Genomic DNA, 13,131 nt, shown 5'->3' on the forward strand with positions numbered 1-13,131 from the left:
TGAAGGCGGGGGACGTGGTGACCGCTGTCGACGGCGCCCCGGTGCAGGGCGCCACGCATCTGCGCAACCGGCTGGGCCTGACGCCCGTCGGCAGCACCATCCGCCTNACGGTCAGGCGCGAGGGGGANGCGCGGGANGTCGCCCTGACCATCACCGCCGATGCGACCTCCTCCGGTGATTTCGCCGGCACGCCGCTGGATGGCGCCCGGCTGCGCAACGCCTCGGCGGAGGAGGCGCGCCGGGCGGGGGGTGCCGGGATCATGGTCGACAGCGTCGAGCCGGACAGCCTTGCGGCCTGGATCGGCCTGCGCCGCGGCGACATGATCGTCGCCGTCAACCGGACGCCGGTTTCCTCGGTCGCGGATTTGCGTGGCATGCTTGCCGGCCGCCGAGCCGTCGCGGCGCTGGAACTGATCCGCGACGGCAGCCGTCTTTTCATCGTCGCAAGGTGAACGACGGCGGCGGCATGGAGAGGGCCAGGAAGACGCAGGGTGTTGTCACCGATGCCTGGGCGTCGCTCATCTGACGCAGCCCCGGACCCTGCCGGTTTCAGAATGCCAGCCCGCAGGCCCTGCGGATGGCGATCTGGACGGGCGAGGGCGGCAAGGCCGGGTCGAACTCGCCCTTGGGCAGCAAGGGCGGCTGGGCCATGAAGCGGGGTCTTGTCCCCCGGTGCGGCTGTGCGGCATGGACCAGGAACGGATGGCACAGATAGACCGTGCCCGCCGCGCCGGTCGCCAGCACCTCGGGGCAGGTCTCGGTCGAGGCATAGCCGTTCGCCGACAATTGCCGTAGCGTCGCGCCTGCCGCCCCATGGGGCAGCAACTCGCGGGCAATGGCCATATGCGAGCCCTGCCTGATCCGGGTCGGTGCATCGCCGGGCCCGACATCCGAGAACAGGAACAGCATCAGCAACGCGCGGCCACTGCTTTTGACATTGACCCGCCACTCCATGAAATCCGGGCTGTCGCCGAAGCTCATGTCCACATGCCAGCCATCGTCGCCGGGGGCGATGGGCGATGGGAAGCGGATCGGGAAGCTGCCGAGGCCCTGCGGTGCAAGCCAGCGCCCCGGCCCGGCAAGCTGGTCATAGGCCCGGTGCAGCAGCGGGGTGTTGGCGGCCTGGACGAAGGCGGGCGTGGACATCGATGCGATCCGGATGACGGGTCGCGTCCAGCCCTCGGGCCGGTCGGGCGAGAGGCCCGCAGCTGCCCACAACTCGTCCCGGCATTGCCGGGCGAGGTCGGTGGGGAAGGCGCCGTCGATCCTGACGAAGCCGTCCTCGATGAAGCTCTGGACCTGACACTCGGTCAGGCCGGTGGGTTCGGGATTGGTCATCACGCATTCTCCGCTTGGCGCCCCAATCGCGGGCGCCGTGTCGATCTGATGGCGCGAAAGCGCCGGCGGCAGGGCCGGTCAGATCAGCGGGAAGAATGTGGACACGAACATCATGGTCGGAATTTAGGGCGGGCAGCCGGGGGCTGCAAGCCGTGTCCCCTGGCCGCTTGCGACCTGTTTCCCCTGCTCGCGGTTATCGAGGGGCATTCATTGCCCGGCCAGCAGGCACCCCAGCCCATCGTCAGGACAGATGCCCTGATATCGTCCAGAGCGCCGGGAAGTGATCGCCCGCGCTGATCCTCTGCGTCCGGCTCAGTATTGGTCATGCAGCCTGAGCCAGCTCATGGCGCCGTTTTCATTGCGGCCCTTGGGGGTGAGGTCCAGCCAGTTGAACGCGCCCATCAGCAGTTCCACGCCGCGATGATAGGTGGAATAGCTGTGGAAGAGGACGCCGTCCTGCCGCACGAAAATGCTGACCCCGAACATGTCCGGGCTCCTCTCGATCACCGTCCCGTAGTTGTAGATCGCCCGGCCGGCGGCGCGGTCCTCCTCGGTGAACGAGACGCCGAAATCGTAGTTGAAATTGCCGTCGTCCGACGACAGCCAGGGAAAGCACCAGCCCATGCGCCGTCGGACCTCCTCGATCCGCCGGATCGGGGCGCGCGAGACGGCGGCGAAGGCCAGGTCGGCCTGCTCGAAATGCTGCCGGGCGGCATCCACATGGTCGACGACGAAGGAACAGCCCGAGCAGAGATGATCCGAACCCGGCGTCAGCATGAAGTGATAGATGGCAAGCTGGCTGCGGGTCCCGAACAGGTCGCCCAGCGTCACCTCGCCGTCGAGCCCCATGAAGCGATAGGGCTTGTCGATGCGGACCCAGGGCATCCTCCGCCGCTCGGCCCGCAGGGCGTCGAGCTGGTGGGTCATGTCGCGTTCGCGGGCCAGCAGCGCCTTGCGGGCGTCCAGCCATTCCTCGCGGGAAACGATGGCTTGGGTCATGGTCAGTCTCCTTTCGGGATGGGATGGCGGTCCGACACCAGCCGCAACCAGGGCGGCAGGTGGAACAGGCTCATCAGCAGATGCATCATGGTCATGCCGTCCAGCGGCAGCGGACCGGGGCCGGACAGGCAAAGCACGGGCGAGGCAGCCGTGATCCAGGCCATGGCGGCGAAGCTGGGCGCGGCGGCCAGTGCCAGCCAGCCTGCCGGGTCGGGTTTTCCCGTGGGCGTTGTCATTCCTGGCCTCTCGTCCGATGCTTTGCAGCAACGACTCTAGGACGGGGCGGCATCCGGGCGTGAGTAACAAGGATGACGGGATTGCGGCGGCGGCGCAGGCGCTGGCGGCGGGGAATGCGCTGACGGCGCTGAAGCGGGTCGCCTTGCGCGACGACCCGCCGGCGCTGGCGCTGCGCGGCATCGCCATGGCGCAGTTGGGCGATCTGGACCAGGCGCGGGACCTGCTGCGCCGCGCCGCACGGGGGTTTGGTGCCGATCCCCTGGCCCGCGCCCGTTGCCGGCTGGCGGCGGCGGAAATCGCGCTGGTGACGCGCGATCTGGGCGGCCTGGAGCAGGCGCTTGACACGGCGCGGGGCGCGCTTGCGGCGCATGGCGACCGGGCGAACGCCGCCCATGCCGCCTGCCTGCAGGCCCGGTTGCTGCTGCTGACCGGGCGTCTCGATCAGGCCGAGGGCGTGCTTGAGGCGCTGGATGCCGCCGCGCTGCCCCCGGCGTCGCGTCCCGGCCGCTGGCTGGTCGCCGCCGGCATCGCCATGCGCCGCATCAGGGCCGGGAATGCGCGGGCCGCGCTGGACCGGGCCGCCCGCGCCGCGCAGGTGACGGGCATCGCCGCATTGGCCGCCGAGGTCGCGCAGGCGCGCGCCACCTTCGACGCTCCGGCCGTGCGGTTGATCGAAAACGGGCGCGAAACCCTGCTGGACCTGGCCGGGGTCGAGGCGCTGATCGGCGCGGACCTGCTGCTGGTCGATGCCTGCCGCAACCTGCTGCGGTGTGGCGCGACGCTGGTGCCGCTGGCCGGGCGGCCGGTGCTGATGGCGCTGCTGCGCGCGCTGGCCGAGGCATGGCCCGGCGACGCGCCGCGCGAAACCCTGCTCGCGCGTGCCTTTCGCGCCCGCCATGCCGACGAGTCGCATCGGGCAAGATTGCGGGTGGAGATCGGGCGGCTGCGCGAACACCTCTCCCTGCTGGCCGGGATCAGCGCGACGGGCCGGGGCTTTGTGCTGGAGCCGTGCGTCGGGCGTAGGGTCGCCGTGCTGGCCCCGCCGGTCGAGGGTGATCATGCCGGGCTGCTGGCCCTGCTGGCCGATGGCGAGGCCTGGTCGAGTTCGGCGCTGGCCCTGGCGCTGGATGTCAGCCCGCGCAGCGTGCAGCGCGGGCTCAAGGCGCTGGAGCGGGCCGGCAGGGTCGAATGGCTGGGCCACGGCCGCGCCCGGCGTTGGGTCGCGCGAACCGTGCCGGGCTTCCCGACAAGCTTGTTACTCCCGGCCGCGCTGCCGATGCGCTAGGATGGAGCCATGAAACGCATGGCTGAAATCATCCGCGAATACGGCCCCTTTCCGGGAATCGAGGAAGTGCATGGCGTCAGTTTCGACGGGAAGCAGGTCTGGTTGGCGAGCGGCTGAACGCGCTGGACCCCGACAGCGGCGCGCTGCTGGGCGCGCTGGAGATTCCCGCCGATGCCGGCACGGCCTTCGACGGCAGGCATCTGTTCCAGATCGCCGGGCCGGTCATCCGCAAGATCGACCCCGAGAGCGGCGCGGTTCTGGCGACCATTCCCGCGCCCGAGGGCGGCAATTCCGGGCTGGCCTGGGCCGAGGGTTCGCTCTGGGTCGGCCAGCATCGCGGGCGCCGCATCCACCAGGTCGATCCCGAGACCGGCAAGGTGCTGCGCAGCATCGTCTCCGACCGCTTCGTCACCGGCGTCACCTGGGCCGACGGCGCGCTCTGGCACGGCACCTGGCAGGGCGAGGAAAGCGACATCCGGCGCATCGACCCCGCCACCGGCGCGGTGCTGGAGCGGCTGGAGATGCCGCCGGGCACCGGCGTCTCGGGGCTGGAATCCGACGGCGGCGCCCGGTTCTTCTGCGGCGGCGGCAGCAGCGGCACGCTGAGGGTGGTTCTCCGCAAGGCGGATCAGGACGCGACGTAAGGCCCTCGGGCATCGCCGTGCCGGACCCCAAGCGACGAACCTGACAGCGGGGCCTCGGCAGGCTATGCTGTCGGGGTCCTTTCCACCAGCCACCGGGAGGCGGCAATGAGCGACGATCACACCGGCAAGGGCATCCTGCATCTGCCGCCCGGCAAGGGGCGGCGCTATGAACTCGGCCGGATGACGGCGGTATTCAAGGCCGACGAGGATGAGACGGCTGCGCGCTACAGCGCCTCGGAATGGTGGCTGGAGCCCGGCGCCGATGGGCCGGGCGCGCATGCGCATGAAATGAATGACGAGATCTTCTACGTCATCGCCGGCACGGTCAGCTTTCTGGCCGGGGCGGACTGGCTGGACGCGCCGCAAGGGACCTTCCTGCGCATCCCGGCTGGCGTGATCCATGACTTCCGGAACCGCACCGTCGAGCGTGTCGGTCTGCTGAACGTCTTCATCCCCGGCGGGTTCGAGCGCGACATGCCCGCCATCGCCGACTGGTTCAGGGACAATCCCTAGCAGGCCGCTGAAAAAGTCAGCTGCGTGGAATGGTTTCCCTCGAGCAGGGCTCGATGCAGCCTGGTGTGCGAGGCGAGCATTCCGAGTGGCGGCTTTCCGGCTCAGGCTCCGAGCAGTTTCGGCAGCCTCGCGAGGTTGCAGGCCGCCATCGCCAAGGTGAAGCGGGCGCGCACGCGCTCAATGCCGCGATACAGGGTCTGCGCCATGCCGCCGACGGTTTTGACCCAGCCGAAAGGTTCCTCGATCTTCTTCCGGCGCCGCTGTGACTTGGCGTAGCCGGGGTGCCGGGTGGTTCGACCGTCGATGGCAGAGTGCCGGGACTTCCGGGCAACGTGCGGCGTGACGACCATCTGGCGCAGCTCGGCGACGAAGTCAGCGCTGTCGTAGCCGCGGTCTGCCGCCAGTGTCAGGCGCCGGGTCGATCCGGGCGAATGGCGGTGAAGCATATCGATGGCGGCACGGCGTTCGGCGTGGCCGTCTGCGCGGGTCAGGTCGGCCTGCACGATCAGGCCGGAGCGGTTCTCCATCAAGCCATGTCCCATGAAGCACAGCATGGCCCCGGTGCCGGGTGACTTCTTGAAGAGCCGGGCCTCCGGATCGGTCGTCGAGGCATGGGTCGCGTTGGAACGCCGCTCGCCTCGGAAGTCGACTTCGGCGTTACGGTGGCGGCGTGTGGGGCGGGGCATCTGGTCGGGCTCGGCGGTGGACTGGTCAGGGGAAGATGTGGGCGGCACGCGGGTATCTGGCGGATCGCCCGGATCGTCGTCCCCGCCAGACGTCGCCTTTTCCCTCGGCTGGAAGCTCTTCATCGAGGCCCAGGCCTTCACCAGGGTGCCATCGACCGAGAAGTGGTCGTCCGACAGCAGCGGTGCCACCTCGCCATGCGCCAGGATGGCGGCCATGACCTTGCGCGACATGTCCGTGGTCAGCAGCCGGTCCCGGTTCTTCGTGAACACGGTCGGCACCCAGACCGCGTCGTCGATGCCCAGGCCTACGAACCACCGGAAAAGCAGGTTGTAATCCATCTGCTCCATGAGCTGCCGCTCGGACCGGATCGAGTAGAGGATCTGCAGCAGGCTGGCTCGGATCAACCGTTCCGGCGCGATCGAGGGGTGGCCTTCCCCGGCGTAGAGGCGATCGAAGTCGCTATCCAGCGAACGAAGCGCGTCGTTGACGACAGCCCGGATCTTGCGCAGCGGATGCCGTGCCGGGACGCGCTCCTCGAGGTCGACGTAGCTGAACAGCGATCCCGTCGCCTCGTCCGATCCACGCATCGCCACCTCCACCTATGCCGTGGTGCCGGTGAATCATGTTCACCGATGGGCGTCGAGACCGGAGTTTTTCAGCGGCCTGCTAGGGTCATGCGCGGCAAGGCCACGATCACGGCGGATCTCCGGCGGCTTGGCCTGCGGCCGGGCGATCTGGTGATGGTCCACGTCTCGCTGAAGGCGCTCGGCCCGGTCGAGGGTGGAGCGATCGGGGTCGCCCAGGCGCTCATGGATGCCGTGGGGCCGGACGGGACGGTGATGGGATATGCCTCCTGGGACCGCTCGCCCTATGAGGAGACGCTGAACGGCGCCCGGATGGACGAGGCCCTGCGCCGCGACTGGCCTGCCTTCGATCCCCGGACCGCCGGGACCTATCGCGGCTTCGGACTGCTGAACCAGTTCCTGGCAGAACTGCCCGGTGCCCGGCGCAGCGCCCACCCGGATGCCTCGATGGTGGCGATTGGCCCGCTGGCCGGCGCCCTGGTCGAACCGCATAGGCTGGGCCAGGCCCTGGGCGAGGGCTCGCCGCTGGAACGCTTCGTGCGCCTTGGCGGCAAGACCCTGCTGCTGGGGGCGCCGCTCGATGCCGTGACCGTGCTGCATTACGCCGAGGCCGTCGCCGACATTCCCGGCAAGCGCCGCGTGAGCTACGAGATGCCGATGCTGGGCCCGGATGGCCGGACGGTCTGGGAGGCGGCGACGGATTTCGACTCGAATGGCATCCTCGATTGCTTTGCGGTCGAGGGCCGGCCGGATGCGGTCGAGACCATCGCCCGCGCCTATGTCGAGATGGGCCGTCACCGCGAGGGCGTGGTCGCCGCCGCGCGCTGCCATCTGTTCGACGCGCAGGATATCGTCGCCTTCGGGGTTGAGTGGCTGGAGAAGATGTTCGGATCGGCGCCTGGTGGCCGAAGGCAATCCGACAAGGACTGATCATCATGGCCACACGTATATCGAACCGGATCGCATCCTTCATCGACGCCTTGCCGCTGGCACCGGGGCATCGGGTGCTGGAGATCGGCTGCGGGCCAGGCGTGGCCGCCCGCGCGGTTTCCCGACGTGTCGGGAACGGCTTTATCCTGGCCATCGACCGCTCGGCCAAGGCGATCGATAGCGCGGTGGCCGGGTCGAGCGCGGAAATCGCCACCGGCCGCCTGCGGTTCCTGCAAGCGGCGATCGAGGATTTTGAATTGCCGCCCAATGAACAGCCTTTCGACATCGCCTTTGCGATGCGTGTCGGGGCATTGGACGGGCGCCACCCGGATATCGAGCAACGCGCCCTTGAACGATTGCGGGCCGCATTGAAACCGACGGGACGGCTGTTCATCGACACGGGGCACCCGCTCAGGGAGATAAAGCTGATCGGGCGATGATTTGTCCGAGGCTTGGGCGGATCCCCGATTGAGCGTGGGAATTGCCGTTTGACCGCTATTGGATTAAACCGGCGCCATAACAACAGGGGACGTTTATGACCGATATCGACCTGAATGCCTTGTCGCTGGCCGAATTGAAGCAGCTGGAAAAAAACGTGGCCAAGGCAATCGCCTCTTTCGAGGATCGCCGCAAGGCCGAGGCCCGTGCCGCGGCGGAAGCGGTGGCAAAGGAGCACGGTTTCTCGCTGGGCGAACTGGCGGAAATGACCCCGGCGCAAAAGCGCGCCACCGTGGTGCCGAAATACCGTCACCCGGAAAACCCCGAGATCACCTGGAGCGGTCGTGGCCGCAAGCCTGGCTGGATTGCCGAGGCTCTGGGCACCGGGAAATCCCTCGAGGATTTCGCCATCTGATCGGGGAGGGCAGGGGTGTTCCAGCCTCCGAATGCGGTTCGGTTGCATGTTTCACTGGCCGAGATCGAGCCGGAGATCTGGCGGCGGCTGGTGGTTCCAGCCGACTGGACGCTGGATAGGTTGCACCTGGTCCTGCAGGCGGCCTTCGGCTGGACCGACAGCCATTTGCACGAATTCCGCATCGGCGGGTTGCGCTACGGCGATCCGGCCCTGCTGGACGACGGCTTCGGCGGTCCCCGCGTTTTCGACTCTACCGAGGTGCGGCTGCAGGATTTCGTCGGCCGCGACGTCGGTTTCACCTATGCCTATGATTTCGGAGACGACTGGCGGCACCTGATCTGGATCGAGGATTGGCTGGCGCTCGATCCGGCGCCGCGCCACGCGGTCTGTCTGGAAGGCGCACGGGCGAGACCGCCCGAGGATGTCGGCGGGCCGTGGGGCTATGCGGATTTCCTCGGGATCATCCGCGACCCGATGCACGAGGACCATCGCTCCACGCTGCGCTGGGCGGGCGGGCATTTCGATCCGGAATGGTTCGATCTCGACTTGATCAACATGGACCTGCGCAATGCCTTTCGTGCGAACGCGCGGCGGCGGTTGCATCAGCCGAGGCCGAAGGCGCCGAAGGATTAGCAACGTCTCCCGTTGCGACCCTTCCCCGGCCTGCGCGAAGCTGACCATCCGCCCGACTCTTGCCACGACGCCCCCATGACCGAGATCGCACCGCACCCCCGGATCAAGTTGTCGAAGCTGCGCGATATCGGCTGGTCGCTCTGGGATCCCATCGGATGGCTGGACCCGGAAGGCCGGCCGGGCAGATGGGACGACGAAGCCAACCTGTCCTTTGCGGACGAATATGACGGCTATCTGATCTCGGCGGCCTCGCAACTGCGCCGGGGAACGTCCCCCGATGAGGTCGTTGCGTTTCTGGTCGAGATCGAAACCCAACACATGGGAATGGGCGACAACCCGAGCGCCCGGCCAAGGGCGGAAGCGGTCGTGGATGCGATCCTCGCCGACGACAGCATCTGGACATGGCCCGATGCGCAGGGACGGTTCGGTCAGGAGGCGGGATGACCAGGCACCGGATCTTCACCACCAGCTTCGCCAGCGTCTATCCGCATTATGTGGCCAAGGCGGAGAAGAAGGGCCGGACCAGGGCCGAGGTCGACGAGATCATCTGCTGGCTGACCGGCTACACCCCGGAGGACCTGGCAGCCCGGCTGGAAGGCCGGACGGATTTCGAGGCCTTCTTTGCCGAGGCTCCGCGCATGAACCCGGCGCGCTCCCGGATCAAGGGCGTGGTCTGCGGCGTCCGGGTGGAGGAGATCGAGGATCCGCTCATGCGGGAGATCCGCTATCTGGACAAGATGGTCGACGAACTGGCGAAGGGAAAGCCGATGGAGAAGATCCTGCGGAAAGGGTCAGCCGCCCGTGGCGCGGCTGTGCCCGTCTGATCTGGCAAGTTGTCGCCGGCCGCCCGGGGCTCTTGGCATCTATCCGCATTATCTCCTTAGCCTTCCGCCTGTTCGCTTGACCCGCCAACGGGTCTTGGGAATGCTGTTTTTCGCAGCAACGGCGTAGTGAACCTTGGTCGCAGGCGGAGCGTATCATCTTCTGGCAGCCTGACGTGATCGATCCCTGGACCTTTTGTTTGGAGGCTTCCATGACGCTGATCCTGCTTGCCATCATGCTCACTGCGGTCGCCTGCGTCATCGCCTGGTATCTCGCCATCTACGCGCTGCCGGTGATGGTTTTTGTCGAGACGTTCAGCTTCATCCACGCGACAGAGACCGGTTTCCTGTTGTCCGCCCTTGCTGCGGCCGCCGCCGCATTGCTTTCGGTGGGACTGGTGCTTCTGGTGCTGTTCAAGGCGAAGAACCCGATCCTCTGCCTGCTGGCGCGGGCCGTCTTCGTGATCCCGGCGATGATCGCCGGATATGCCGTCGTCCACGGCATCGCCCATGATGCCATCGAAACCGCCATCGCGCTGAAACTGCTCTGCGGTACCGCCGGGCTGATCACCGGCATCGCCGCGCTGATGAACCTGAACGGGTTCGGAGAACTGGCGTCGCAGATCTGAGCCTGGGCTGATAACCTTCCCCGCCTGCCGCACCCACGCCTTGTCGCTTTGAACCAAGGTGATCCGCGCGGGCGCGGATCGCGTTTGCGCGGAAGCCGTGCCGGGGCCTCGACCGGGTCTTGCCCGGCTCACTCCCGGCCCGAAGATCTTTCCGTTTCCTGGATTTGTCCGCCACGCATCCGCCTGTCTGGCCGTCAAAGGGCAGGCGCCGCCTTGGGGCGTCGTCGGGGCGCAGGGCCGTGTCCTCGCCTGCGGCTGCGGGCCGCCCCACCCCTGCGCCCCGACCCATGACCGCCAGCCATGCGGCCGCGGGTCGGGCTGCGCCCTCTCCGCTCTGCCTCCGGGGAAACATGCGTTTCCCGAAGTCAGACCGGCGAGGCGCGGCCCATCGGCGGATCAGGGCAAGGGCCCTCCGCCTCGAACCCGAAAGGACAGAGACATGACCGGCAAGACCAGCACCCCCCGTAACCTCGTCATCAACGCCGATTGCATCGAGGCGATGCAGGCTTTTGACAGCGGAACGGTGGATTTCATCCTGACCGATCCGCCCTATGTGACCCGGTTCCGCGACCGGCAGGGCCGCACCGTCGCCAATGACGACAACGCCCGCTGGCTGCGCCCGGCCTTCGCCCAGATGCACCGGGTCCTGAAGGACGGCGGTTTCTGCGTCAGCTTCTACGGCTGGAACAAGGTGGATTTGTTTGTCGAGGCCTGGAAGGCGGCGGGCTTCCGCATCGTCGGGCATCTGGTGTTTCGCAAGCGTTATGCTTCATCCGCGCGGTTCCTGCGCTACGAGCACGAGCAGGCTTATCTGCTGGCGAAGGGCGATCCGGTTCTGCCGGCCCATCCGGTGCCCGATGTGCTGGACTTCCCCTATACCGGCAACAGGCTGCATCCGACCCAAAAACCGGTGGCGGCGCTGCGCAAGCTGATCGGCGCGTTCACCCAGCCGGGCGATCTGGTTCTGGACCCGTTCAGCGGCAGCGGTTCCACGCTGGCGGCGGCGCATCTGCTGGGCCGCGACTGGATCGGGATCGAGCTGGACGTGGCGCATTACCAAACCACCAACCGGCGGATGGCGGCCTTGCAAGAGCGGGACCGGAAGGCGGCGGCATAGGCTGGCGACCCAAGGTGCCCGTCATCGGGGCGGGCGCCACACCCCACAGCTTCACGGAAAGGATTTTGATATGCGCTGGATTGTGACGAAGGACCATCACGGCGGTTGCATCGGACTGGGCGAGGATGCCGACGGCGTTCCCGCACGAGGCAAACCCGAAGAAGGCGATGCCCTGCCGGTGGAGTTCCGGCTTTATACCGCGCGCGGCAAGCTGCTGTTCGAAGGCCGTTGCGGCGACATCGCCGCCGACTGGTGGCACGGCATGGAGCCGCTGCTTTACGCCTGGGCCACGTTCCGCTGCCGCCGTCTGACCTGGCGCCCGGCAGGGACGGGTGAATCTTGGCGCCCGCTGCGGCCATGGATTCGACACTAGCCCAAAGCATCACGGCCGCCGGTCCATCGGATCGGCGGCCGTCGCGCGTCCGATCCCTGCCGCACGCCCCCAAAAAAATCGCGCTCGCCGGGCATGGCCCGGCTCGCAAGACAAGGCGAAGATATCGGCAGACGCGCCAATGGCTGATGCGAACGGCGCGAATGGCGCGGCGTGATCCGGACGGGCGGAGACCACCCCTATCGGAGCCCGGCCGGATCACGCCGGGGGCGGGGAGAGGCGATGCTGCGAGGAGTCCCGGGAGCCACTGGCCCCAGTGAGGGGTCAGCGGCTTCCGGGGGTTACTCAATCGCCTGTCGGAAGCAGGTCCGGGTTCCAGACGATTTCCCACAGATGTCCGTCGGGGTCGCGGAAATAGCCGGCATAGCCGCCGTAGAACGTGTCCTGCGGAGGTTTAACGATCTCTGCCCCTGCCTGTTCGGCAGCGTCCATGATTTGATCGACCTCTTCCCGCCGCATGACATTGTGGCCGATGGTGAAGGCGGTCGGACTGACCGGCCGCATCGGCAATCCGGTATCGTGGGAGATGTCGGCCTGTGCCCAGAGCGCAAGTTTCAGCCCGCCGGAAAGATCGAAGAACGCCACCGCGCCATGCTCGAATTCCTGGCCGACGATGCCTTTCGTGGGCAGCCCAAGCCCGTCGCGGTAGAAGGAAAGCGATCGTTCGAGATCGGCGACGCCGAGTGTCAGAACGGAAATCCTGGGTTTCATGTCACGCCCTTTCTATCGGCGCCTGCACCGCGCAGGGCCTTGATAGTCTTGGGCCGTCGCCAGCAACGGAAGGACCCGCAGGGCGCGGGGGGCGGGCCAACCTTCCCGAGCCTAACCTGTTTCAGACCGGCAAATGATAGGCCGGGTGCCGCAGGCGGTCAACGGTGCCGGTGTCCCGCCTTGCGTCCGCGATCTGCTGCGCCCGTGGAAACACCAAACGGTTGACACCACCAAGCCCTCGACCTCCAGCGCAAAGGGGAATGTCATCGCTGATGAACCGGCCCGCGTCGTTGTTTTCGGCCGGCAACACCCGGCTGCGGAAATCCTGCATCGCCGCCGACCCCGCTGCCATATCGATCCTTGCCCTCCGCATCCTGCCATTGCGTGCCGTGAATGCCCGCCGCGATGCGACCCGCTTCCTGCCAGCCCCGCAGTATCGCCGGACGGTCCAACCCAGCACCGATGAGGTGGCAGTCATGCCATCTCGCGCCCCCGACCCGACAGCCCGATCCTTCCCGTCCCGAACGACCCGGCCTTCCGAATAGCGCGGGCGCGAGGCTGACCAGCAAACCGAAGCGAAGCGGCACCGCCGCGGGAGGTGCGGATTCCGGGGGCTTTGCCGACAGGACGGCACCGGCGAGAACGCCGCCGTTCTGCGATATGTCCCCGTCATGCCCCCGGACGCACCAATCCCTCCGCCTGTCCGAACCCCTAACTCCGTGCGGTTTTCACCGGCAACCCCCAAGGCTCCGGACCGTG

General features: G+C 67.5%; 19 protein-coding genes. 13 read left to right on the forward strand and 6 right to left on the reverse strand.

Going from position 1 to position 13,131, the window contains the following annotated elements:
- On the forward strand, positions 1-452 hold a 452-nt coding region (locus PARJ55_RS22565), incomplete at its 5' end, for a PDZ domain-containing protein (RefSeq protein WP_036714511.1).
- A gap of 97 nt (positions 453-549) precedes the next feature.
- On the opposite strand, the gene PARJ55_RS0118720 is transcribed toward PARJ55_RS22565, so the two are convergent.
- The 3 genes from PARJ55_RS0118720 to PARJ55_RS0118730 form a co-directional block, all read right to left on the reverse strand.
- Positions 550-1,338 carry a phytanoyl-CoA dioxygenase family protein gene (locus PARJ55_RS0118720; RefSeq protein WP_028714403.1) on the reverse strand — a complete coding sequence of 263 codons (789 nt, stop codon included), beginning with the start codon at positions 1,336-1,338 and terminating at the stop codon, positions 550-552.
- A 312-nt stretch (positions 1,339-1,650) separates the two neighbouring features.
- A complete protein-coding gene (locus PARJ55_RS0118725) occupies positions 1,651-2,337 on the reverse strand; it encodes a DUF899 family protein (protein WP_028714404.1) in 687 nt (228 codons plus the stop codon).
- Positions 2,338-2,339: 2 nt separating this feature from the next.
- Positions 2,340-2,573 carry a hypothetical protein gene (locus tag PARJ55_RS0118730; RefSeq protein WP_028714405.1) on the reverse strand — a complete coding sequence of 78 codons (234 nt, stop codon included), beginning with the start codon at positions 2,571-2,573 and terminating at the stop codon, positions 2,340-2,342.
- Positions 2,574-2,632: 59 nt separating this feature from the next.
- Between PARJ55_RS0118730 and PARJ55_RS0118735 the strand changes: the two genes are divergently transcribed.
- The 3 genes from PARJ55_RS0118735 to PARJ55_RS0118745 all read left to right on the forward strand — a co-directional run bounded on the left by PARJ55_RS0118735 (position 2,633) and on the right by PARJ55_RS0118745 (position 5,016).
- Positions 2,633-3,859, forward strand: coding sequence for a hypothetical protein (locus PARJ55_RS0118735; RefSeq protein WP_028714406.1), 1,227 nt, complete (start codon positions 2,633-2,635; stop codon positions 3,857-3,859).
- Between the two features lie 377 nt (positions 3,860-4,236).
- Positions 4,237-4,503, forward strand: a complete 267-nt coding sequence (locus PARJ55_RS24670) for a glutaminyl-peptide cyclotransferase (RefSeq protein WP_232215748.1) — start codon at positions 4,237-4,239, stop codon at positions 4,501-4,503.
- A gap of 105 nt (positions 4,504-4,608) precedes the next feature.
- Entirely contained in the window at positions 4,609-5,016 is a 408-nt protein-coding gene (locus PARJ55_RS0118745; protein WP_028714407.1) for a cupin domain-containing protein, read from the forward strand.
- A gap of 101 nt (positions 5,017-5,117) precedes the next feature.
- Here the strand turns inward: PARJ55_RS0118745 and PARJ55_RS0118750 are convergent, their stop codons facing one another.
- Positions 5,118-6,290: an IS5 family transposase gene (locus tag PARJ55_RS0118750; protein ID WP_028714408.1), complete on the reverse strand. Its 1,173-nt coding sequence runs from the start codon at positions 6,288-6,290 to the stop codon at positions 5,118-5,120.
- An 87-nt stretch (positions 6,291-6,377) separates the two neighbouring features.
- Between PARJ55_RS0118750 and aac(3) the strand changes: the two genes are divergently transcribed.
- The 9 genes from aac(3) (at position 6,378) to PARJ55_RS0118795 (ending at position 11,643) form a co-directional block, all read left to right on the forward strand.
- Positions 6,378-7,217 carry an aminoglycoside 3-N-acetyltransferase gene (gene aac(3), locus PARJ55_RS0118755; protein WP_028714409.1) on the forward strand — a complete coding sequence of 280 codons (840 nt, stop codon included), beginning with the start codon at positions 6,378-6,380 and terminating at the stop codon, positions 7,215-7,217.
- Positions 7,218-7,222: 5 nt separating this feature from the next.
- A complete protein-coding gene (locus PARJ55_RS0118760) occupies positions 7,223-7,657 on the forward strand; it encodes a bifunctional 2-polyprenyl-6-hydroxyphenol methylase/3-demethylubiquinol 3-O-methyltransferase UbiG (RefSeq protein WP_028714410.1) in 435 nt (144 codons plus the stop codon).
- Positions 7,658-7,752: 95 nt separating this feature from the next.
- Positions 7,753-8,070 carry an H-NS family nucleoid-associated regulatory protein gene (locus PARJ55_RS0118765; RefSeq protein ID WP_028714411.1) on the forward strand — a complete coding sequence of 106 codons (318 nt, stop codon included), beginning with the start codon at positions 7,753-7,755 and terminating at the stop codon, positions 8,068-8,070.
- Positions 8,071-8,085: 15 nt separating this feature from the next.
- Positions 8,086-8,703, forward strand: coding sequence for a plasmid pRiA4b ORF-3 family protein (locus tag PARJ55_RS0118770; protein ID WP_028714412.1), 618 nt, complete (start codon positions 8,086-8,088; stop codon positions 8,701-8,703).
- Positions 8,704-8,778: 75 nt separating this feature from the next.
- Positions 8,779-9,147 (forward strand): hypothetical protein, encoded by a 369-nt coding sequence (locus PARJ55_RS0118775; RefSeq protein WP_028714413.1) that lies wholly within the window; start codon positions 8,779-8,781, stop codon positions 9,145-9,147.
- Positions 9,144-9,527, forward strand: a complete 384-nt coding sequence (locus tag PARJ55_RS0118780) for a DUF2200 domain-containing protein (protein WP_028714414.1) — start codon at positions 9,144-9,146, stop codon at positions 9,525-9,527. Before PARJ55_RS0118775 ends, PARJ55_RS0118780 begins: the two co-directional genes overlap by 4 nt.
- 209 nt (positions 9,528-9,736) lie before the next feature.
- A complete protein-coding gene (locus PARJ55_RS0118785) occupies positions 9,737-10,153 on the forward strand; it encodes a hypothetical protein (protein ID WP_028714415.1) in 417 nt (138 codons plus the stop codon).
- Positions 10,154-10,592: 439 nt separating this feature from the next.
- Positions 10,593-11,270, forward strand: coding sequence for a DNA methyltransferase (locus tag PARJ55_RS0118790; RefSeq protein ID WP_028714416.1), 678 nt, complete (start codon positions 10,593-10,595; stop codon positions 11,268-11,270).
- Positions 11,271-11,340: 70 nt separating this feature from the next.
- A complete protein-coding gene (locus PARJ55_RS0118795; protein WP_028714417.1) occupies positions 11,341-11,643 on the forward strand; it encodes a hypothetical protein in 303 nt (100 codons plus the stop codon).
- A 303-nt stretch (positions 11,644-11,946) separates the two neighbouring features.
- Here the strand turns inward: PARJ55_RS0118795 and PARJ55_RS0118800 are convergent, their stop codons facing one another.
- Together PARJ55_RS0118800 and PARJ55_RS23100 are read right to left on the reverse strand one after the other, a co-directional pair.
- Complete coding sequence (locus PARJ55_RS0118800; RefSeq protein WP_028714418.1) at positions 11,947-12,372, reverse strand: VOC family protein; 426 nt, start codon at positions 12,370-12,372, stop codon at positions 11,947-11,949.
- A 121-nt stretch (positions 12,373-12,493) separates the two neighbouring features.
- Positions 12,494-12,724, reverse strand: a complete 231-nt coding sequence (locus PARJ55_RS23100) for a hypothetical protein (protein ID WP_051416360.1) — start codon at positions 12,722-12,724, stop codon at positions 12,494-12,496.
- Positions 12,725-13,131: the final 407 nt, after the last annotated feature.

Source organism: Paracoccus sp. J55 (genome assembly GCF_000513975.1).
Classification (GTDB): Bacteria; Pseudomonadota; Alphaproteobacteria; order Rhodobacterales; family Rhodobacteraceae; genus Paracoccus.